Origin of the sequence: Methanosarcina vacuolata Z-761, assembly GCF_000969905.1 — an archaeon.
GTDB classification, from domain to species: domain Archaea; phylum Halobacteriota; class Methanosarcinia; order Methanosarcinales; family Methanosarcinaceae; genus Methanosarcina; species Methanosarcina vacuolata.
Map to the genome: position 1 here is coordinate 2969934 of NZ_CP009520.1, position 20075 is coordinate 2990008.

Below are 20075 nucleotides of genomic sequence, written 5' to 3' on the forward strand. Positions count from 1 at the left end.
AATTTTATATCATGATATTTTATATTAGTTTCATATTAGTTTTTTCACAGAAAAGTTATATGATTTAATATTTATTTCTTATTTTGTAAAATCGTCGATTTCCTGTATTCTACACTGGTCTGTGGAGAAGCTTTTATGAAGAAAACATGGACAGCAATAATCGTATTTTTCGTATGTGTTCTTGGAATTCTCGGTACATTTTACGAAAGCCAGCTCAAGGCAGCCGCTGATGTGGTCCTTTTTGGCCATGTGAGTTATACGGATGAGGAACTGCAGGAGTTGTATGAAAAATATGATATTACGGAAAATGACCTCAAATTTGCCAGAGGAGAACTTCCGAATTATCTGGACGGCACGGTTTTTCAAAGTAACTCAAGAGTCATTGTCAGCGAGACAGGAGAGCCACCGGAGAGTTCGAAAGAAGGTGTGGATTATGACGTTGTAATGAGCGAGCAGGAAATGTTAGCAATAATAGAGGAAGCCAGAGTGGCTTATATTGAAAAATATGGAGTAGATCCCTCAAACCCCAAAATTGACGAGGTCGACGGCTATCTTATCCCGGTACAGGAGGCAAAAAAACTCGCGTTTCTTAGCATGGTAAGAGAAAGAGAGTGAACTACTCGTTAAATCTAAAGATTTAACGGGCTTCCTAATTCATAGATGACCATCGACATTTCCAAAGGCTTTAATTCCGGCTGAAATAGCTCTCGATTTCACATATCACTGCCTTGGGGATACTTTTAAAGAAGAATTAACCACGGCTGAGTCTGAAGGACTGGTTTACGTCTTAACATTTTCCCTTAATTCGTCAGCGATATAGAAAGTGCAGAACTTATAGCGTCGGTTAAAAGCGTTGTTCCGGAATCAACTTTAGGGAATAATTTCCTTTCGTGGCCCCTACGCTGGCATTTGGGAGTCATGGAGGGCCCAATACCCTATATTCTGCCCAATGATTTCCTCTACAGCAGACTGGTTTTCATATTTATGGGCGTCGTTATGTTTGCATTTACCTGTAGAAAGTCTAAAACCTGAGTTTCGTCGTCTGTTCCTGCAGGACCTGTCCTGGAATGCAGAAGTGAATCTTATAACTATATTTTATGAATTTTATAATTATAATTTATAGTTGGTAGAAAATTTTTAATATAACTTATCCCAACAATACACCCCTTTTTTATTTATGGGGAGCAAAAGTGGAAAGTTCCAGGCTTCTTGAAAAAATGGACCATTATTATCAAAAAAATTTAAAATAATGTAAATTCTTAGAGGAATACAGAGATATTACCTGCAATGTCTTCCTCTATCTCAGGAAACTTAATTCCCTGGGCAATCCCACGATCTCCGAACTGGCAAAGACCATGGAGGTCAGCAAACCCTCTGCCAGCAACATGGTTTCTATAATGGCGGAAAAGGTCTGCTGAAAACAAAGTCTTCTACGAAAGACGGAAGGATCTGCCTGGTTGAACTTACCGATAAAGGAAAAAAGGTAGTTGAGAGCAAATACTGGGCCGATATGAGGTCCTATGAAAAGACCCGGGAAATTCTGTATGAAGAAGAACTTGAGGTTATGGAGAAACTCTTTGAGAATATAGCTACCGGGCTTGATGAGGTAAAAGTATGACAGATGAACGGGAAATGAGGTCTGCAAGTATCGGAAAGCTTTTCCTGAAATTCGTTCTCCCAGCAACTATCGGGTTGATCGTTGCTGGAATCCAGGGAGTGATTGACGGTTTCTTTGTCGGGAATGCTGTTGGTAGCCAGGGGCTTGCGGCGATAACTCTTGCATTTCCCGCACTTCTAGCCATAGTTGCTGTAGGGCACATGATCGGAATCGGGACTTCAAGCCTTGTGGCCCTGGCCCTTGGCAGAGCTAACCGACAGGAAGCCCTCAAGCTCGTACATAATGCTTTTCCCCTGCTCCTGCTTGCAGGAATAGGTCTCACCTCCATAGGGTTTGCCTTCTCGGATTCTTATCTTCGCCTCCTGGGAGCTTCTGGCCCGGTCTTTGACATGGCAAATAGTTACATTAGAGTCTTATTTTCAGGTTCTGTACTCCTCATTCTGTCCATTGCTCTCGATCCTCTTGTAAGAAATGATGGAAAACCAAGACTTGCTATGACATGCGTGGTTGCGAGTGTTCTCGTAAACATGGTTCTTGACTACGTATTTGTCATGCGAATGGGAATGGGGGTTGCTGGGGCTGCCATAGCCACGGTTATTGCTTTCTCTTTTTCCGGAATTCTGCTGGCTCTGTATTTTTTTAGCGGATGGGCCGGGCTGAGGCTAAAACCCAGTTCCCTCTCTCTGGACTCGAGAATTATTCTGAAAATTATGAAAACAGGTCTTCCTTCCTTTGCAATGCAGTTTTCAACTTTCATCCTGCTCTTTGCGAACGAGTACATGCTGCTCAGTTACGGCTCGGAACTTGCAGTTTCAGGCTATGGAATTATAGGTTACGTCTTTTCGATTTTTTCCCTGATCTTTGAAGGGATAGCAGTCGGGACCCAGCCGATCATCGGTTTTAATTACGGGGCCCGTTGTTATTCCCGGGTTGCAGGGACCTTGAAGATAGCTGTTATCTCCTGCTTCGTGACAGGGTTGATTGGTTTCATGCTTCTCTCTATGTATCCGGAACAGTTTATCCTTATCTTCAACCACGACAGCCCCGAACTCCTGAAAATTACTCTTAACGGCATGGAGATTTTCGTATTTGCCCTCCTTACCCATGGGACGGTTATGCTGGGTTCCGTATATTTCCAGTCGATAAACAAAATCAGATACGCTCTTTTTATCCAGCTAGGAACAGTTTTTCTCTTTCTCCTTCCTCTGCTCTGGATTTTACCTTCTTTACTTGACCTTAACGGGGTCTGGCTAGCAACCCCGGCTGCGGAGTTTCTGATGTTTTTGGTTGTGCTGGGCTTGCTCTGGAAAGAGTTCGGTTATCTCAAAAATGGAATAACTGTAAGTGAAGAAGGGCACTTCCATGCTTCTGAGATTGTATTAACTACCAACGACGAATAAATGGATGCATACTCCACTGTGAACACTGTCGTAAGAACTTCTCGCATACGGAATTCATGAATCCAGATATCAAGAAGGAAAAAATCGCATCGCCCTTTTCCAAGACCAGTCATAACCCGCTGCTTCCATTGTGAGCATTGCAGGCACAGGTTATTGGAAAACGACGGCTGCCCGAATAAAAAGAGTAGAAAGCTGCCTTTAGCAGCCTTTTTTTTTACGGGCTGATTTTTCTGCAGCCCGGCTTGTTTTGAGTTTCCAGCTTTCTCAGCTCATCTGCAACGGATCTACCTTCATGTACTCCCGCAGCACGGTTGTTGCGTAACTTCCCTTTGGCAGCATGAACTCAAGCACAGCTTTTGACTTTCCCGGGTTCAGTTCGTCTTCAGCAACCTCAAACTTCGGCTCAACCTGAAGGAGGATTTCCCGCCTTGTGCCTTTCGAGCTCATCTCAGGAACTTTTTCTATATTGAAACCTTGCAGAGGGACTTTGAGTTCATCGAGAACTGCCTGTTCGATCTCTCCCGGAATGCCTGACGCAAATTCCGTACTGTAACCCGGGAGGGGAGCGGTTACGAAGGCCCGGTTTCTCTTAATCAGGCGGTTCATGGCATTTACAGTTTCTGCGGTGGCTTTTTCGGTTTTTGAAGAATCCGGCAGGCCATGTTCATTCTTGAAACAGACAATATCGCCTTCTACAGCCTCATTTAAGGGAAGGCCTTTTTCGACCCTCCTGCACAGGACTGTGTTATATATGTAGGACTGGTAGCCGTGTACAAACATCCTGTAGAGGTTTTTCGGGAGAACAAGAAAAGCTCCTGCAAAATCATCCGGGTTTGCGATCAGATGGTTCATCATTGCTCTTTCATGCCCAAGGTGGAGATGATAGATTTTCAGGCCTTCTTTGAAATCGAGAGTATCTTTAACAAACTGGCGGGCTTTCCGTGTATCTTCCGGCTCATCAGGGAAGGGTTCGACAATATAGAGCAGGGCAGCTTTTTCAAAGTCTCCTTCAACAATGGCTTTTCCTACCAGATGCGTGACAGGACGTACCGAGCCGAAGCGCTGGATCCCGAAGAAGTTTGGAACGCCGCTCTGAGCCAGGATCTCTTTTGTGGTATTTTCGAGCAGTTTGTGTGTCTCCTCACTCGAATGGTTTATATTCCGGATGGTAATTCTGAAATTATTTCCCCACAGGTCTCCCAGCTCAACGGATTTTCGAGAGCGTCCAAGGACTTTCAGCTCTACGTCCTTTAAGTGGATCTTCTCAATTTCCTGGGCGTCAATATCAAAAATGCTGATTTTCTGAGTTGTAAGTGCACGTTTGTCCTTTGTGCCTGCAACACTGATTCGCTTCTGGCTTACCTGGAGGATTTTTGCGAGAGTCCTGGTCAGGTGATGTGTGTCCCAGTCGCGCTTTACTAGCTCAAGAATCAGGTATTTTCCTTCCTGTCCTTCCTCCCGGTTCGTAATTTCTCTGACAATAAAATCCTCTACTTCCTGCCGAAGCTGCCCTCCGAGGCCGTCAGTATCCGTGGAGTAAAGATTTATTCCGATCTGTTTTTCAATTTCCGGCACTTGCATGGATTAAAAACACTCCTCTATTACGTGCTTTGTGAAAATTATAAAGACCACCTGGGGTTGATATCAATAGCTTTTACTTCATTCGTATCTAAAAAGGTCCAGCTTCTATATGTTTCGTTTCCTTCAGCAGTTTTAACTTTCGCAGGGGCCGTTTTTCCGGGAAGCCCTCCTGCGTAAAGGCTTGAGGTCGGGTCGAGCATCAACCAGGAACCGTATTCGTCGGTCAGGTAATTTACATCAACGTTTCCGTAATAGGCCCTTACGCCTCTGACTGCAGCATCTGTCGCAGCGGTCCCATTGCCTATATATACTGCTGCAAAGGCATGAGTATTGGTCAGGTAGACCCGGGTTGTGCCTCCTACAGCCTCGAGCATGGATGAAAGGAGAATTGCCTGATCTTCACAATCCCCGGCTCCTATTCTCAGGGTAACGTTGGCTGGCTCCCAGATGTCATTACCTCTTGGGTCACTTACGTATTCGACCTTCTCTTTTACCATGTCAAAGAGGGCACAGACCTGATAGATATTATATGCTCCCGGATATGTGCGAGCCACCAGGACTGCCTTTTCCCTTATATCAGGTTCAGCTGGCTCCACAAGCTGGTTTATGGTCTCAAAGTAAGGCGAAGGATTGTCTCGGTATACTGGATTTGCTTTTTCTGGCATTGGCTTCAGGTTTACAGTAAAGTTTTTCAGAGAATAAGATCCGTAGTCATGCCATTTTCCTTCCGAGGTCGAGGCAAGCAGCCAGAGGACAATACTGAAATTTGCTTTTTGTTCTTCAGGGATATGAATCGGGATTACTCCGATATACTGCTCCTCACCGGGATTGATCAAAACCCCGCAGTCCTCAGAATAAATCCGACTTTCAGAGGCATTAACCGAAACCCCGTACCTGTCTATAAAAATTGGGTTTCGGCCTTCGTTTTTGAGATTGATTCTAACATAGCCCTTTCCCCCCTGGTAAAAATCTGAAGTCTGGTAGTTGCTGTTCAGGGAGAATCCAGGCTGCAACGGAGTTTTCAGGATGGGAGTGAGTTTATTTTCCCTGGGGGAGTATGTGAGTGTTGCCGGGAAAGTAAATAAAGCCGGTTGAGGTGTAAAAACACTCTCCTGGCTTTCGGAGTCCAGTCCTGAGGAGATATAACCTATTATTTCTTCTCTGAAATTCTCAATCGAATCCGAAGACAGCACTCCGGTGAGTGCGGCGAGTACGAGGCATACGCATAAAATAGCAATTATTGAGGCTACCTCTCTTCCTCTTGAAGCCTTTGAATTCCTCATGGTTTCCTCCTGAATTGAACGCAGGCGGAACCTTTTTCCTCACCAGATGATCTATTGCATCGATAGCCCAGGCTCGGTTTCATTTTAATACTGTATTCCCAAACCTGGCATTCAGGTTCTTGACACTTAAACAAGTTTAAGGTCCCGCGTAACTTTATCTATAAGCTCTTCTTTTGCCGGCCCTATTCCGAGGACTGTAACCGTTCCCGGCGGAATTTCCGTAAGTCCTGCGTCCTGTATAAGAGCAGTAGGTAGCCCTTCCCGTCTTGCTTTTTCCTTAAGTTCATACAGGTCATTAAGGGTAGGGACTTTAAGGACAATTTTTTTCTGTCCGCCTTCTTTCCATTTTTCAAGGTCACTTTTGCTTGCCCATTCTGAAGCAGAAATGGCAGCATGAGCTACCTGCACTGCAAACTTGCCTTTGGAAAGCTTCAGGTCCTCCCGGGTAACTATACACTGTTTATATTCACTCATTTTTTGCCTCGGGTTTATTGAAGGTCCGTCTGTTTCTTAAATGTTTTCAATGAGGGTATCCGGATCGGCTTTATATCTCGGTTTTGAGACTTATTCTTTGATCCTCTATATTGTGACCGAGCCGGGCCCGAAGTATTAAATCAAACAATTAAATCAAACAATTTTTAAAAATCTACGAAATTCAAATAGTTGTTCTACGAAATTCAAATAGTTGTATTTGATATTATAGGCGGCATCATTTATAATTATTTCATAAAATTTTTTCGATGTATTCTATAATATACTCTGCCGGATTTATCCCCCATGCATCAAAAATACCTTTTCCAGATGGTGTTCCATTGACTTCAAGAATTTTAGGGCCCCCCTCAGTTTGACCGGAATTAATATCAATTTCTTTACTAAGACTATCCTCGGTCATACCTTCTATAATATCAACACCGGCAAAAGTTGTGCTCACTGCCAGGGCAGCCTTTTCAGCAATTTCTTTTTGTTCTTCCGTGAGTGTACACTGGTCTGCACTTCCTCCCTGGCTCAGATTATTAACCCAGGAGCCGGATGCTGCTTTACGGTAAATTGCCCCAATAGCCTTACCGTCAACAACAAAGGCCCTGATATCTCTTCCCGGATTCTCTATGAACTCCTGTATATACAGCATACCTCTCTCTTGAAGCAGTTGAGTGAGAATTGGTTCCAGGGATGAAGATTCTACTTTTCTATCCGAAAACCGGACTTCGCCGTTCCTTACTCTTGCAATATCCTTTCCTTTATATCCAAAAACAGGCTTAATAACAGCGTCTCCAAATCTTGATATTGCCCTCAGGGCTGCTTCCATATCCTGCACAGCTACGGTTTTTGGTACAGGCAGTCCGGCCTTTGCCAGAAGATAGGAAGCATGATATTTATTTGCAGCATTCCGGATAGCTTCAGGGGAATTGACAACAGGGATTCCTTCGTCTCCCAGTTCACGAAGGATATCAAACCTGAAAGACACGCCTTCAAAAGCTCCTGCGCCCACATCTCTTACAATTATCGCGTCAAGGTCAGAAAGTTTTATATCTCCCACTTTGAAGGCCACAGTTGAGTTTTCAGCTTTCGATTCCCAAGCTGCCGAATTCATGCTGACCTTTGCAGTTCTGAGATCCAGAACAAAAGGAGAAAAACCCTTTTTTCTCGCTGCGTCAGTAAGTGCCCTGGCTGTCCAATCTTCCGGGTCAGTGATGACAATTCCTATTTTTTTCATAGATCATCATCGGGAGAATCCCAGATCAAGTTTACGATATGGAAGTACATGAGGTATGAAATACATGAGATCTGAAATGTATGAGATCTGAAATACATGAGGTATGAAATACATGAGGTATGAAATACATGAGGTATGAAATGTATGAGATCTGAAATGTATGAGATCTGAAATGTATGAGATCTGAAATGTATGAGATCTGAAATGTATGAGATCTGAAATATATGAAATCTGAACTTGTTTTCTATTTTATTTCTATCAGGTCTGTTCAGGAAGGGCCTCAAGCCCCTGCTTTTTTCGGTATTCATTTATCGCACTGTGGATTGCTTCTCTGGAAAGAACCGAACACTCCAGCTTGCCCGGAGGCAGGCCTTCGAGAGCCTCAGCAACGGCCTCGTTTGTAAGCCCCCAGGCTTCTTTGAGGGTTTTGCCTTTAATCAATTCGGTTGCCATGCTGCTGGACGCAATTGCTGCTGCACACCCGAAAGTCTTAAACTTCGCATCTTCAACTCGGTCGTCCCGAATTTTCAGGAAAATCTTCATGTGGTCCCCATGTGGATTTCCAGCTTCTCCGATCCCGCCAGCGTCCTCAATTTCCCCTACGTTTCTTGGGTTCATGAAATGGTCCATGACCTTTTTATTGTACACAAAACTCCCCCTGTTTTCATATTCCTGTACACTTGCGATTTATTTTTTACACGCGTTTTCAGGTTTATAGAATGGAGACATAGCCCTGAGCTTTTCAACGGTCTCAGGCAGGACCTCAAGTACATAATCAATGTCTTCTTCGGAATTATCATCTCCAAGGGACAGGCGAAGGGAACCCTGGGCTATCTCCGGAGGCAGTCCTATTGCTCTGAGCACATGCGAAGGCTCAGGAGAACCTGAGGAACAGGCACTCCCTGTAGAACTGCAGATCCCCATCTCGTCAAGCATGAGAAGAAGAGATTCGCCTTCGATGTATTCAAAACTGAAATTCAGATTGTCCGGAAGACGTTTTTCCGGATGTCCGTTAAGCCTGCAGTCCGAAATATTCAGGACTCCTGCAAGGAGGCGGTCTCTCAGTCTCTTCATTTTCTCATTATGCTTTTCTATATTTCCTGTTGCAAGTCCTATTGCTTTTCCCAATCCTACAATACCTGATACATTCTCGGTTCCTGCTCGCTTTTTGCGCTCCTGGCCGCCCCCGTGCATATAGTTGTCGATTTCTGTCCCTTCTCGCAAATAGAGCGCTCCTATTCCTTTGGGCCCATAGAACTTATGAGAAGAAAGAGAAAGCATGTCAACATTCTTTTCTTTCTTTTCCATCTCAAGGGGAATTTTACCAATTACCTGAACGGCATCAGTATGGAAAGGAATCTCATATTCTCTTGCGATCTCGCCTATCTTATGAATAGGCTCTATTGTCCCGATTTCATTATTCGCATACATCACCGAGATAAGGATAGTATCATCTCTAATTGCAGCTTCAACCTCTGCAGGGTCTACAAGCCCACAACTGTCTACAGGCAGGTAAGTCACATCAAAGCCCTGAGTCTCCAGGTACTTACAGGGATAGAGCACTGCATGATGTTCAATTGGTGTGGTAATGATATGTTTTCCTTTCTTTTTCCTGGCAAAAGCCGTTCCCTTGATAGCCCAGTTATCGGACTCGGTTCCTCCGGAGGTGAAATATATTTCCTCAGGACTAGCTCCCAGAGCCCTTGCAAGCTGTTCACGGGCGGCCTCTATCGCCTCTCTACCTTCTCTCCCTATTGAATACAGGGAAGAAGGGTTTCCAAAATGTTCTTTTAAAAAAGGCAGCATAGCTTCAAACACTTCAGGCTTTGTGAAAGTGGTAGCTGCGTGGTCCATGTAGACAAAGCGCTTTTCTCCCATCAGAACCCCCCTATGAAAATAGGGGTTTACGCAATATGAATTTATTGCATATTCCTCTTTCTGGAATTTTTTGCCAGATTAACGCAAGTATACTTCACCCATAATGTCGAGATTGATATAATTACTATAACTTAGCTGCTGCCTGTTAAACTGAGTCCATTAATTGACATCCAACATAAGCTAACTGATAGAGTTAAACTGAAATATCTATTTAACAGCGTCTAATAGCGTCTAATAGTTGTCTAATATCTGCCGTGAGTGCCTATCAGATAAGACCTGCTGCTGCTTTCGAATTTACTTTGATTTTCATTTTACAGTATACCTTTGAGGAAGTACGACCTCAACAAAAGGCAGCCTTTTACCCCTTAATCATATAAAAAATAATTCATTTTGAGCCAAAACTTATATCCTATCAGGAATAATATATTTGGTAGCTTGTTGTAGTATTTTGCAGCGAGGTCGGACAGGTATGATTTTTAAGCAATACAATCTTTTAGCTTAAAACGCCTTTATCTGAGGTCCTGTTCGGGGGAATTGATACGTTGTCAGTTAAAGGTCAAAAACGGCTTTTAAATGGAACTCAAGGTTGGGATCAGTAAGTTTTTCTGTACTGCTGGATATTCTTTCAGGTTCTTTGTGTACTGTCAGAATATCTTTTCGATTCCAGGGCTTTTGACCGCCTGATCTTGCAGTTTTAAAAATGGAAATCCAAGGGGGATTAGTTACGAATCGGCTAAAAATATGTCCAAAGTGCCATGCCAGATTAAAAGTGAGCTCAGATGGAAAGATAGAATACTGTAGTGTTTGTAAGTACTGGACAAAAGTGGGTACCGCAAGGCTCGATTCTATCATGATTTACGGGTGAGGACCCTGCATGAAAAATGAAGATATTTCTATGTTTTGCAGCGTATGCCAGACAATGTTAAAACGTCAAGTCCTGGGTCCTAATGTCTTCTATTATTGTCGAAACTGTGGAAGTATGATTTCGGAAGCATACTTATCAGGGGGAGTAAATATCTTCCACACTCAAAAACCGACATCTATAGACCCGACATCTTCGCCTTCAAACCCCATGAAGACGCCTGAAACTGTAATAGAGACTTAAATTGAAAAAAGGAGTTTAGTTTTTGTAAAACTGGAAAAATTAGCTTCTTAGGAGCTTTAATAGCTCTCAAGTTCTCTTTTCTAATTTTTAGTTATTATTAAGAATTTTTATCAGATCAAAAATTTTTCATTTCTTTTTATATTGATTATTGGTTTTTGAACAGCTTTACACATTTTATTCTGAAAAAAATCATCAATCTTCCTTGACTGAAAATTTCATATGTATCTGTTTTCAGCACTTCTTACCAGAACAAACGATTATAGAAATAAAAAAAAGTTAAGTTAAGATGCACATTTCAAACCCTGGCACTCTTGTGCCACTATGCTATACTAAAATGTTATTTTGTTGATATAAGGTCAATAAAATATCCAATAATCAAACATTATTTTCCTATATTGGCAGGGGTTCGAAATGTGCATTAAGAAGATTGTTTAAGGAGATTAATTCCGATAAAACCAGTTCTAAAGCGGCTTTTTTCAATGTCCTGCTTTGAGCAGTTTGCAAACGTTTTCTACTTCGGACCTGAACTCGTCCTGAGATATTCCATAAAGGCCTGCAAGATACATTGCTCCACCAGCCCCTGCGCCCTCCTTGATCGTACCAGTCTCATACCTGTGAAGCCCTTTGAGTTCGGATTTTCCAAAACCAGGGTCTGCAACGTAGACTGCGGGTACACCAAGGACTCTGGTAAGTTCAGTAAAGTTTGCGGATTTATCTTCCACAACATACCGGGTAGTGGCAATTGCCAGCTTTTCCGTATTGAAACCCAGGTGTTTTATCAGTGCATATACTGCTACCATCTGAGTACCTCCGGCAAGCACAACACTCACGTCAGTGCCCTGGAAACCTGCAACCAGACCTATAACAGCCGGCATCATCGGGTCTCCCATGCAGGAAATAGCTTTCATGGGATCGTCTTTCAGGCAGCCAAAAGTCAGACCTGATGCTTTCAAGCCTTCTTCAATGACCTGTTTCTTCAGGTCAAGGGGATTTTCATCAGCACTGCTGCTGACATTCCCGTTGTATCCCAGCGCCATTAAAACCCCCATTGCAGTTGTTGTGCCGCCTGGAATGCTTTCTCCAATAACTACATGGTCCACCTGGTTTCTGAGTCTTCTGCCCAGGAACTTTGCCCGCTCATAGATCCCCTGTACATCGTTGACTGCAACTGGTTCCCGGATATCTTCTCCGGGCTTTGCCTTGAGGTCAATGCATGGGACTTCCGGGGTTACAATAAGGCCGGAATTAATGAAATGGTAGGGAGCGTCCGTAAGTTTCAACGCCGAACGGGTCATAATTGCAGGAGTCGGAGTGTCATAAGGAGGAGTCATAGGGAGAACAGGTACACTGATAATATTTCCTGTTTCCATGAGTTCCGCATCCCCTGCAGGTGTATAGTCTGTAAGTTCAGCCGTTTTTCCTGCAGCTGAAAGCTTGGGAATATGTGCAGTTTTGGTATTGGAAAGCACACATAAAAACATCGGTCTTCTGGGTTTTCTGGTCACTTCCGGTTCGATCCAGGCCATATCATATCTCCTTTATGAATAGAATCAACTTACTCACTCACAAACTGTTGACCCGCAACCGTTGCGCCGGTTGATCACGCCGGATAGGGTTTGGGGATAAGGTTCTCAAACTCAAACTTTTTCCGGGTTTTCGGTCAAGCCTTTTTTGAAAAGGGTTGTGCCACAACCGTTGCGCCGGTTGATCACGCCGGATAGGGTTTGGGGATAAGGTTCTCAAACTCAAATGGTCAGGGTTTTTGGTCAAGCCTTTTCAAAAAACTGCTTTCCCGAAATCGTTGCGCCGGTTGATCATGCCGATAGGGTTTGGGGATAAGTTCATCAAATTCGAACTTTGCTTCGTTTTTGGGGTTTTCGCACAAACTTTTTTTGAAAAGGCTTGCGGAGGAACAGCTTTTAAGAAAGGTTGATTCTTTCTGAAATCCAATGAGAATTCTTCAACTTACTATTTAATATTTATCTATAAGCAAATATAATTTAATATTACTCAAGTTAAGTTTACTTTATTTCTCGCTCTTTTCGGGCTCAGCCGCTCAATATTAACTGAGCGTTTGTTAAAAATCAGTTGAGTACGTTTTTATATATAACTATTCCTGATAGTTTGTTTTCAGGTTCAGGTTGTAAAGACTCAACTAATAACATGCATAAAATAAAAAGAAAAAGATGAAAGCCGGAGCAGATACTTAATAATTGGCTTTCCAATTGTGCTACGCCGGCTTTTCAATTGTGCCAGATCGACTTTTCAATTGTGCCAGTCGACTTTTCAATTGTGCCAGATCGACTGTTCAATTGTACCAGAGCAGTTTTCTTGTTTTAATATGTTCTTGCCACGTAAACACGGGTTTCGGTTTCTTCTCCGCATATAGGGCACTTTTCTTTTTTGTCTCTTTTTTGCTCCAGAGGGATTCCAAGAATTCCTGCACCGATTACGTCTTCCATAGCAAGTCCGCATTCTCTCTTTCCGCACCAGGGAATTGTGGCAACACCAATCTGGATTTTTTCTTTTACTTCTTCAAGTTCGGCGCAGTCAAATATGCGGTTTTCAAGTTCGACTTTCGCTTTTTGATACAGACTTTCGTGGATTGCCTCAAACTTTGAACTCACGCCAGCTTCGATTTCAGAGAGCGGGATCTGTTCTTTTTCTCCGGAATCTCTTCTTACAGCTACAGCGACATTATTCTGAAGGTCTCTGGGACCGATTTCGAGCCTGAGAGGTACGCCTTTCATTTCCCACTTGTAGTACTTTGCTCCGGGACGAAGGTCACTTGCATCGATTTCGACTCTGACCCCGGCTTTAGTCAGGCGTTCCTTTACATCCTTGCAGGCTGCAAGTACCTCTTCAGCTCCCTTCTTGAAGATAATAGGGATAATTACAACCTGTACAGGCGCGATCTCAGGGGGCAAAACCAGCCCTTTGTCATCTCCGTGGATGGAAATCGTAGCTGCAATCGACCTTTCGGAAATCCCGTAACAGGTCTGATAGGCATAACGCTGTTCGCCATCAGGAGCTTCGTACTTAATATCAAAGGTCTTTGCAAAGTTATCTCCCAAATGGTGGACTGTACCAATCTGAAGGGTCTTTCCGTCAGGCATAACTGCATCAAGAGCATCGGTGTAATCTGCGCCCGGAAATTTATCCCAATCAGGTCTCCTTGAGCGAAGCACAGGAACTCCAAGCCTGCGGTATATTTCAGTATAGAGCCCAATAGCTTCCTTAACCTGAGCTTCTGCATCTTCCCAGGTAGCATGGACTGTATGAGCCTCTTTAAAGGAAGTAATCTCTCTAAGCCTTATCAAGGGACGTGTATGTTTTGTCTCATAGCGGAAAGTATTGACTATCTGATAAATTTTAACAGGGAAATCAGCATGTGACCTGACCCACATTTTGTACATTGGATAAATGGCAGTCTCACTTGTTGGGCGAAGGGCCAGAGGGATATCAAGGGGATCTCTTCCGCCGTGGGTTACCCAGTATACCTCGTCTTCAAAACCTTTAATATGTTCGGCTTCCTTCATGAACTCATTTTCAGGGATAAGTAGAGGGAAGAGAGCTTCCTGGTGTCCACTGTTGTCAAGAATTTCTCTGATGATATTATAGGTATTTCTTCGGATTGCAAAGCCGAAAGGGTACCAGACATATAATCCTTTTACAGGATAGCGGACATCCATTATTTCGGCCATCCAAAGGAGTTCGTTATACCATTCGCTGAATTCCTCTTTTGGAGGGAGTGCTGCTTCTTTTTCACTTTCTGCCATACCTTCACCGTATTATAGCAATCTGAAATAACTCTTAAATTCTTAAATTCATTGAACAAACTTTCAAATTGACCAACCTGGTTACTAAACTAATTTGGCAAGTGTTTAAATTGACCAGGTAGATATTAATTTGATCAATAGATGTAAATCGATCAAATAAATTGCTAAATTGACCAAATAGACGTTAATTTGATCAATACAGGTAAATCGATCAAATAAATTGTTAAATTGACCAAATAGGCGTTAATTTGATCAATAGATGTAAATCGATCAAATAAATTGTTAAATTGACCAAATAGACGTTAATTTGATCAATAGATGTAAATCGATCAAATAAATTGTTAAATTGACCAAATAAATTTTTAGGTAGTGGGTTTGAATCATTGAAAACCGAAAGCGCAAGAATCTCTCAATATATTCATTAAATACGTGAGATGTACTCGCTTTTTCGGAATTGATCAATAACTCAGGGACACGACCAATTTTTAAACTTGTCTGGTTTTCTTTCCCTCCGGAAATTCTAAAGGAAGATCTCTGGGCAGCCACCTTTTGAGTGGGTGACATTTTGAGAGATGGAACCTTGAGACTGTGGCATCCTGAGGTGAAATTACATTCATAACCATCAGTATGCCTGCCTTTATGAAATAGAAGTTAATAACTATATTGGAAGTATGCCCTTTGGAAGTATGCCCTCGGAACTTGTCAGGCTGTGAAAAACCGGAAAAAAGAATTAATCTCCGAGGAGCTGAACATTGTCTGAGACATCGTTTACGAGCTCGGATTTGTTAACATCGAAAACGACCATGCCGGTGTTTAGCGTCTCGGCTTCTTCTTCGGAGAGTCTGGTAGCCTTTACCTTCTTTGAAATGATCGCACTGTTTCCGAGAGGATCTTCGACTATGACTGTGATTTTTCTCTTGCCCTCGATCACATCTTCAAGCATACACAGGAGCTCCTCGCTGCGTAAGGATTTCTCTTTGTCTCCCTTTACCCACCTGCTCGCAGTCAGAAGAACATCCCGGACTCGTTGCAGTACGCCTTCAATATTCGTTACATATGACTCCGAAACTGATCCAGGTTCGATGGTAACTCCCATTTCCGGGATGCGGATTGTACCTGAGGTTGAACGGATGACCCTTGCATTCAGGTCTTCACTGGTTTCAACTGGCATCTCATAGCGCATGGGCTCCTTAATCGAGAGAATCATGGTATCTGCAAAACGGAAACTGCACTTGCATCTTGCACTTATATGCATGATCTCCCCGAAATAGGGAATGTTATCTCTCTGCCAGTTCATCACCAGATCTGTATGGCATAGAGGGCAGCATATTTTTGTTTCAAACCTTTCCTGTTTTAAGAAATCTTGATTCAATATTTTCCACCAGAAATCTTGGATCTGTCAATTTTAATGCCTGTAGGGGTTACAATTACGGTATTTCCTTTGACCCCTGCGATATCCCCATGAACATCGATAACAACGTCTTTCAGCTCTTTTAAAACTCTATCTCTGAGCAGGTCATCGCCTCTGATGTTTGAAATATCTACAATCAAGATATTTCCGTTATAAATTTCCTGCTTGAGCTGGGATACCTGGTTGATATTCGAGATCTCTGCGATCTTTACATAAGTTTCTGCAGGTTCGTCCTCGAGAACTTCTTCATATTTGCTGAGATCAATCTCAGTGTAATCCTCGGGACTTGTTGGACTTTTTACATTGCTGCTGCCAAGGAGCTTGTCGATGAGTTTTGCCATTTATGCGCACCTATTATATTTTTTTAAAATTCGAATCGCACTGTCCTATATTGAAATCTATATTAATTAATTTTGCTATTATAAAGCTGATCCGGATTTTCATTCAATTTAAGGGAGTTCACGTCCCCTGTCCACAGGTTTCATTCAATGAAATGTATTTTAGGGGACTTTCAGAATTCCGTGTTCCAGAGTTTGTCTCCTACATGGGTTATAGACTTTATAGCTTTACCTGAAGTAGCTTCTACCATTTCTGGCCCTCCCATAATAGCTTTTCCAATTGCAAGAGGTTTTTGATGAGTCTCTTCCACTATGATTACGAGGTCTCCTTCTTTTATTTCGGGGTCAGCCGCCACAACTCCAGGAGCCATAATATCCGCGCCGTTTGAAACAAAACGGATAGCTCCTTTATCCACGGTTACAACACGTTTTTTAAGTCCCATTTCAAGAGCTCCGCGGACGGTAGGAAAAAGATGTCCTTCTATTTCAAAAAGCAAAGGCTTGCCGTCCACCAGAATAACGGAGTATTCCTCAAGGGTAATTTTTTCCAGGGTTTTGTCTTCCAGATATGACAGCTCTTCGCCGAAAGTGGATAAAAGGTCTTTCAACATTTTGTTCTTGATATTCTTCCTTAGCTGGACTCTTGACTTTACTTTCAATTAATCACCGGATTTTCAAATGTTATGTTTTGTTTATAGCATAGGGTTTTTGTGCCTTTTAAAACTTATGTGGAGCTCTGGAGTTCTCTGAAATAGATTCCTGTCATATTTTTGTATTTATACTCAGAGTATTTGTTCAGGAATTTTAGGTATTTTTACTCAAGTTTTACAAAGAACACTGAAAGCAGCGTAATGGCACTTCCGAGAAATAGGGTCTCATAACCTAAAGTCCCAAGGAAGAAGCTCCCAAGGACCGGGCCCAGCCCGAGCCCTGCATAAATGCCGGTATTGAAAAGCCCCATTGCAAAGCCGCTTGAGTTAATTCTGGAAACTGCCGTAATAAGCCCTACGACTGCGGCTCCTCCTCCTGCTCCAATCAGGAAGAAAGCCAGTAAAGGCAGTTTCACCGAGAGAAAGATACCTGCTGCTGCAAGGATTATTCCTGTCCTGACTATATTTTTATAATTAAAATCTGCCCTGCCTGCAATCAGGGAACTGAGCATTGCAGCCAGATAAGAAACTGAAATTGCCAGCCCGAGCTCGGGTTTTGTCAGAAAGCTAGCGCTGTAATCCGCATAGTTCGCATTTAACAGACCTGTGGTTCCATAAAGAAGTACCGAAATTCCCCAGATCTTTCCCAACTCGGTTTGAAACATGGTTTTCCTGGACTTTACCAGGTAACTTTTTAATTCGGGAAGCAAAGAGGTATCCTGCTGACTTTTTACAGGACTTTTGCTTTCTGAGCGCGTAAATTCTTTTCCGTATCCGTTTGGAGAAAGCAAATCTCCGGCTTTTGAGAGAAGGAGGATGCAGGAAAGCCCTGAAAGAAAAGTGAAGCTAGCTATTGCGGTTTTAATTCCAAATCCGGCAAGCACTCCTGAGAAGAAAACACCTGCAGCTAGCCCAGCATTTAACAGGAAGTTAAACTCCCCAAGGCTTTGCTGGCTGTCTTCCCATTCTGCAAGTATGGAAAAAGCTGCAGGAAAAAAAGCCCCGCACCCTACTCCTTCCAGGAACCTGAAAATCCCAAGAATCAATGGAATGTCCGAAAATGTAATAACAAAACCTGATAAAGCGGTAAGGAGCATTCCAAATCTGATTACCTTCAGGTTCCCGATCCTGTCTGCCAGAATTCCGAGGGGCACAAGAGAAAGAAAAGCCCCCATAAAGTATCCGGAAAAGATAAGGCTTGAAACCGCAACACTTCCGCTATCTCCTCCAGCAAGTTCCGGAAGAATAGGGATTACTGCGTTTGATAGTCCCTGGAGCGCAAAAACTGAAGAATAAAGCGTTAGTTTTTTGAGGTTCATAGACTTTCCGATTATATGTACTCAGTCCTATGCTGATATTCGATTCAATGCTTATTATTTCTGTTTTCCAGAATTATTTTTACTTTTAAAAATTACTCTTATTTTAATAACTTTTCATGAATATCAGGAAATTCCGCGGAATAAATATCTTACGCAATATCTCTGTTATTCAATCAAAGGAAACTTAGTGAAATAAAACCTGATTAAGCAAATGTTACAAAAATAAGTTAAGCAAATATTACAGAAATAAGTTAAGCAAATGTTACAGAAATAAGTTAAGCAAATATTACAGAAATAAGTTAAGCAAATATCATAGAAATAAGTTAAGCAAATTTTTCACAAAGTTTTTTTTACTTGGTGACGTTGATCTTGAAAATCGATGCACCAACTCAAGCACTCAAAATTTGTACATAGTTTATTTTGTAACAACTCCTGAATGTCCCTATCAGAGGAATCTTCAATTCTTCAACATAATACCAACTGCAAGGATGCACCCATTTGCTATAAACAGCTTTTCAAAACTCACAAAACCTGTAAAAAGTCCTGCAATTATTGGGGCAAGAGAAAGCCCTGCATAGATAGTCGTATTAAAAAAACCCATTGCAAGACCTCTGTCAGCATTCATTCTGGCAACAGCGAGGGCAAAACCTACAGTTGCAACTCCTGACCCTCCTCCAAGGCTTGAAAACCCCAGCAAGGGATATTTTATTGCAGAGAGAGCACCAAGGGCTGAAAAGCCCAGTCCAATTCGTATTAAGGTTTTTTCCTTTACTTTGAAATGACCCCCAAACAGAGAGGTAATCATTGCACAGACATAAAGGCTGGAAATCGAGATCCCAAGTTGAGCTTTTGTTATAGTGCCCAGGCTGTAGTCAGGATAGTAGGCTACAAGCACTCCGATGGCTCCGTTAAGCAGAAAAGAACTGAGCCAGAGCCCAAAATTGCTACGGCTGAGGAGTTTCTTAGTTTCTCTGTAAGGCTTTATGAAAAGGCCGGAGCTTTTCAATGAACCTGCTTTCTCTGAGCTTTCAAGGCCAGCCAGTCCTCTGTACCTGGAAAACAGGCACGTTGTCAAAATGAAAGTAAGGACTGTAAAGATCAGGATTGCTCCTTTCAGGTAAGTGTCTGCCAGCAACCCCGAGAGAAATGCCCCTGTCGCCAGGCCAGCATTGAAAAGAAAAGTCAGCTCTCCTAGATAGCGTCCCGGGTTGTTGAGTTTGGATAATATGGCAAAGGAAGCCGGTAAAAAAGCTCCACAGGCAGAACCTTCTATAAACCTTGCAATTAAAAGAACCCAGAGGTTTTCGGAAAGTAGAATTGTCAACCCTGAAATTACCGTTAGAATGATACCTAAAGCTATGAATTTAAAATTGCCGAACCTGTCCGCAAGAATCCCAAAAGGTAGCATTGTTCCCAGGGCTCCGAGAAAGTAGGCGGAAAATAGCAGGCTTAAGGCGAATCCTCCAGAGGAATTATTACTCAGGCTCGCAAGCTCTGGAAGGATAGGGATAACAGCATTCGAGAGTCCCATTATGGCAAAAGCTGCTCCGTAAATCAAAAGCCTGTGAAGGTTCATAGCACTAAAAACCCTTAACCAAGTATTATAGTTTCTTGTCCGTAGTTTCTTGTTCGCAGCAGATCTTGAAAAGCGTCCTCTCAAAGGCTAAAATACCCGGAAACGATTTTTTTAAGGCCTTCTTCAGCCCTTTGCAGGACTTTATCCATTGTATAGAATAATGCGTTAAAAAGATTAAATTTGGTTACTAATCCCTGGTCTAAACATACATCACATTATTATTATAATAAACTGAATAGAATGGATAGCTATTTATATAATTAGTTTGAATAGGGGTAATGTGTAATGTGAGCGGGAAACTTTTTTCACATACCATACCCCCCACTCCCCATATGACCCCCCACTCCCCAACCCGCTCACACTACTTCTATTCACCAACTTGGTAAATATCAATCTGATCTTTTTTTTGAAGTGTCAATGAAA

The 20075-nt window shown here is 42.5% G+C and carries 18 protein-coding genes; 4 read left to right on the forward strand and 14 right to left on the reverse strand.

The features are described 5' to 3' along the window. Nucleotides 1-135 precede the first annotated feature (135 nt). The 3 genes from MSVAZ_RS12285 (at nt 136) to MSVAZ_RS12295 (ending at nt 3018) form a co-directional block, all read left to right on the forward strand. Nucleotides 136-615 carry a hypothetical protein gene (locus tag MSVAZ_RS12285; protein ID WP_048121355.1) on the forward strand — a complete coding sequence of 160 codons (480 nt, stop codon included), beginning with the start codon at nt 136-138 and terminating at the stop codon, nt 613-615. Nucleotides 616-1334: 719 nt separating this feature from the next. Then, nucleotides 1335-1418 carry a hypothetical protein gene (locus MSVAZ_RS21310; RefSeq protein ID WP_332310051.1) on the forward strand — a complete coding sequence of 28 codons (84 nt, stop codon included), beginning with the start codon at nt 1335-1337 and terminating at the stop codon, nt 1416-1418. A 196-nt stretch (nt 1419-1614) separates the two neighbouring features. Next, complete coding sequence (locus tag MSVAZ_RS12295; protein ID WP_048121357.1) at nt 1615-3018, forward strand: MATE family efflux transporter; 1404 nt, start codon at nt 1615-1617, stop codon at nt 3016-3018. A 264-nt stretch (nt 3019-3282) separates the two neighbouring features. Here MSVAZ_RS12295 and truD read toward each other — a convergent pair whose 3' ends face one another. The 7 genes from truD to MSVAZ_RS20440 all read right to left on the reverse strand — a co-directional run bounded on the left by truD (nt 3283) and on the right by MSVAZ_RS20440 (nt 10326). After that, complete coding sequence (gene truD, locus MSVAZ_RS12300) at nt 3283-4599, reverse strand: tRNA pseudouridine(13) synthase TruD (RefSeq protein ID WP_048121359.1); 1317 nt, start codon at nt 4597-4599, stop codon at nt 3283-3285. A gap of 38 nt (nt 4600-4637) precedes the next feature. Beyond that, a complete protein-coding gene (locus MSVAZ_RS12305; protein WP_048121361.1) occupies nt 4638-5882 on the reverse strand; it encodes a transglutaminase-like domain-containing protein in 1245 nt (414 codons plus the stop codon). A gap of 126 nt (nt 5883-6008) precedes the next feature. Beyond that, a complete protein-coding gene (pth2, locus tag MSVAZ_RS12310; protein WP_048121363.1) occupies nt 6009-6356 on the reverse strand; it encodes a peptidyl-tRNA hydrolase Pth2 in 348 nt (115 codons plus the stop codon). A 250-nt stretch (nt 6357-6606) separates the two neighbouring features. Then, the gene (gene mptN, locus MSVAZ_RS12315; protein ID WP_048121365.1) at nt 6607-7596 is read right to left on the reverse strand and encodes a tetrahydromethanopterin:alpha-L-glutamate ligase; all 990 of its coding nucleotides are present in this window, start codon (nt 7594-7596) and stop codon (nt 6607-6609) included. Between the two features lie 258 nt (nt 7597-7854). Then, a complete protein-coding gene (nifU, locus tag MSVAZ_RS12320; RefSeq protein ID WP_157206085.1) occupies nt 7855-8244 on the reverse strand; it encodes a Fe-S cluster assembly scaffold protein NifU in 390 nt (129 codons plus the stop codon). 39 nt (nt 8245-8283) lie between these two features. Continuing rightward, nucleotides 8284-9474 (reverse strand): cysteine desulfurase NifS, encoded by a 1191-nt coding sequence (gene nifS, locus MSVAZ_RS12325; RefSeq protein WP_048121368.1) that lies wholly within the window; start codon nt 9472-9474, stop codon nt 8284-8286. 549 nt (nt 9475-10023) lie between these two features. After that, complete coding sequence (locus tag MSVAZ_RS20440; RefSeq protein ID WP_048121370.1) at nt 10024-10326, reverse strand: hypothetical protein; 303 nt, start codon at nt 10324-10326, stop codon at nt 10024-10026. A 22-nt stretch (nt 10327-10348) separates the two neighbouring features. Between MSVAZ_RS20440 and MSVAZ_RS19620 the strand changes: the two genes are divergently transcribed. Continuing rightward, nucleotides 10349-10579, forward strand: coding sequence for a hypothetical protein (locus tag MSVAZ_RS19620; protein ID WP_084626140.1), 231 nt, complete (start codon nt 10349-10351; stop codon nt 10577-10579). A gap of 476 nt (nt 10580-11055) precedes the next feature. On the opposite strand, the gene cobT is transcribed toward MSVAZ_RS19620, so the two are convergent. The 7 genes from cobT to MSVAZ_RS12365 form a co-directional block, all read right to left on the reverse strand. After that, nucleotides 11056-12105 (reverse strand): nicotinate mononucleotide-dependent phosphoribosyltransferase CobT, encoded by a 1050-nt coding sequence (gene cobT / locus MSVAZ_RS12335; protein ID WP_048121372.1) that lies wholly within the window; start codon nt 12103-12105, stop codon nt 11056-11058. Nucleotides 12106-12915: 810 nt separating this feature from the next. Next, nucleotides 12916-14358 carry a proline--tRNA ligase gene (gene proS / locus MSVAZ_RS12340; RefSeq protein WP_048121374.1) on the reverse strand — a complete coding sequence of 481 codons (1443 nt, stop codon included), beginning with the start codon at nt 14356-14358 and terminating at the stop codon, nt 12916-12918. A 730-nt stretch (nt 14359-15088) separates the two neighbouring features. Then, nucleotides 15089-15730 (reverse strand): ZPR1 zinc finger domain-containing protein, encoded by a 642-nt coding sequence (locus MSVAZ_RS12345; RefSeq protein ID WP_048121376.1) that lies wholly within the window; start codon nt 15728-15730, stop codon nt 15089-15091. Beyond that, nucleotides 15727-16110 carry a cell division protein SepF gene (locus tag MSVAZ_RS12350; RefSeq protein WP_048121378.1) on the reverse strand — a complete coding sequence of 128 codons (384 nt, stop codon included), beginning with the start codon at nt 16108-16110 and terminating at the stop codon, nt 15727-15729. Before MSVAZ_RS12350 ends, MSVAZ_RS12345 begins: the two co-directional genes overlap by 4 nt. Before the next feature lie 170 nt (nt 16111-16280). Beyond that, nucleotides 16281-16766, reverse strand: coding sequence for an RNA-binding protein (locus MSVAZ_RS12355; protein ID WP_048121380.1), 486 nt, complete (start codon nt 16764-16766; stop codon nt 16281-16283). Between the two features lie 155 nt (nt 16767-16921). Further along, nucleotides 16922-18076 carry an MFS transporter gene (locus MSVAZ_RS12360; protein WP_048121382.1) on the reverse strand — a complete coding sequence of 385 codons (1155 nt, stop codon included), beginning with the start codon at nt 18074-18076 and terminating at the stop codon, nt 16922-16924. A gap of 457 nt (nt 18077-18533) precedes the next feature. After that, entirely contained in the window at nt 18534-19652 is a 1119-nt protein-coding gene (locus tag MSVAZ_RS12365; protein WP_048121384.1) for an MFS transporter, read from the reverse strand. Nucleotides 19653-20075 lie beyond the last annotated feature (423 nt).

Bases quoted from the DNA above. Each gene is read 5' to 3' on its own strand.
- MSVAZ_RS12305 (WP_048121361.1), bottom strand. From the start codon at position 5,882: ATGAGGAATTCAAAGGCTTCAAGAGGAAGAGAGGTAGCCTCAATAATT.
- pth2 (WP_048121363.1), bottom strand. From the start codon at position 6,356: ATGAGTGAATATAAACAGTGTATAGTTACCCGGGAGGACCTGAAGCTT.
- MSVAZ_RS12350 (WP_048121378.1), bottom strand. From the start codon at position 16,110: ATGGCAAAACTCATCGACAAGCTCCTTGGCAGCAGCAATGTAAAAAGT.
- MSVAZ_RS12360 (WP_048121382.1), bottom strand. From the start codon at position 18,076: ATGAACCTCAAAAAACTAACGCTTTATTCTTCAGTTTTTGCGCTCCAG.
- MSVAZ_RS12285 (WP_048121355.1), top strand. From the start codon at position 136: ATGAAGAAAACATGGACAGCAATAATCGTATTTTTCGTATGTGTTCTT.
- MSVAZ_RS19620 (WP_084626140.1), top strand. From the start codon at position 10,349: ATGAAAAATGAAGATATTTCTATGTTTTGCAGCGTATGCCAGACAATG.
- truD (WP_048121359.1), bottom strand. From the start codon at position 4,599: ATGCAAGTGCCGGAAATTGAAAAACAGATCGGAATAAATCTTTACTCC.
- cobT (WP_048121372.1), bottom strand. From the start codon at position 12,105: ATGGCCTGGATCGAACCGGAAGTGACCAGAAAACCCAGAAGACCGATG.
- MSVAZ_RS12295 (WP_048121357.1), top strand. From the start codon at position 1,615: ATGACAGATGAACGGGAAATGAGGTCTGCAAGTATCGGAAAGCTTTTC.
- nifS (WP_048121368.1), bottom strand. From the start codon at position 9,474: ATGGGAGAAAAGCGCTTTGTCTACATGGACCACGCAGCTACCACTTTC.
- MSVAZ_RS20440 (WP_048121370.1), bottom strand. From the start codon at position 10,326: ATGATAGAATCGAGCCTTGCGGTACCCACTTTTGTCCAGTACTTACAA.
- proS (WP_048121374.1), bottom strand. From the start codon at position 14,358: ATGGCAGAAAGTGAAAAAGAAGCAGCACTCCCTCCAAAAGAGGAATTC.
- mptN (WP_048121365.1), bottom strand. From the start codon at position 7,596: ATGAAAAAAATAGGAATTGTCATCACTGACCCGGAAGATTGGACAGCC.
- MSVAZ_RS12365 (WP_048121384.1), bottom strand. From the start codon at position 19,652: ATGAACCTTCACAGGCTTTTGATTTACGGAGCAGCTTTTGCCATAATG.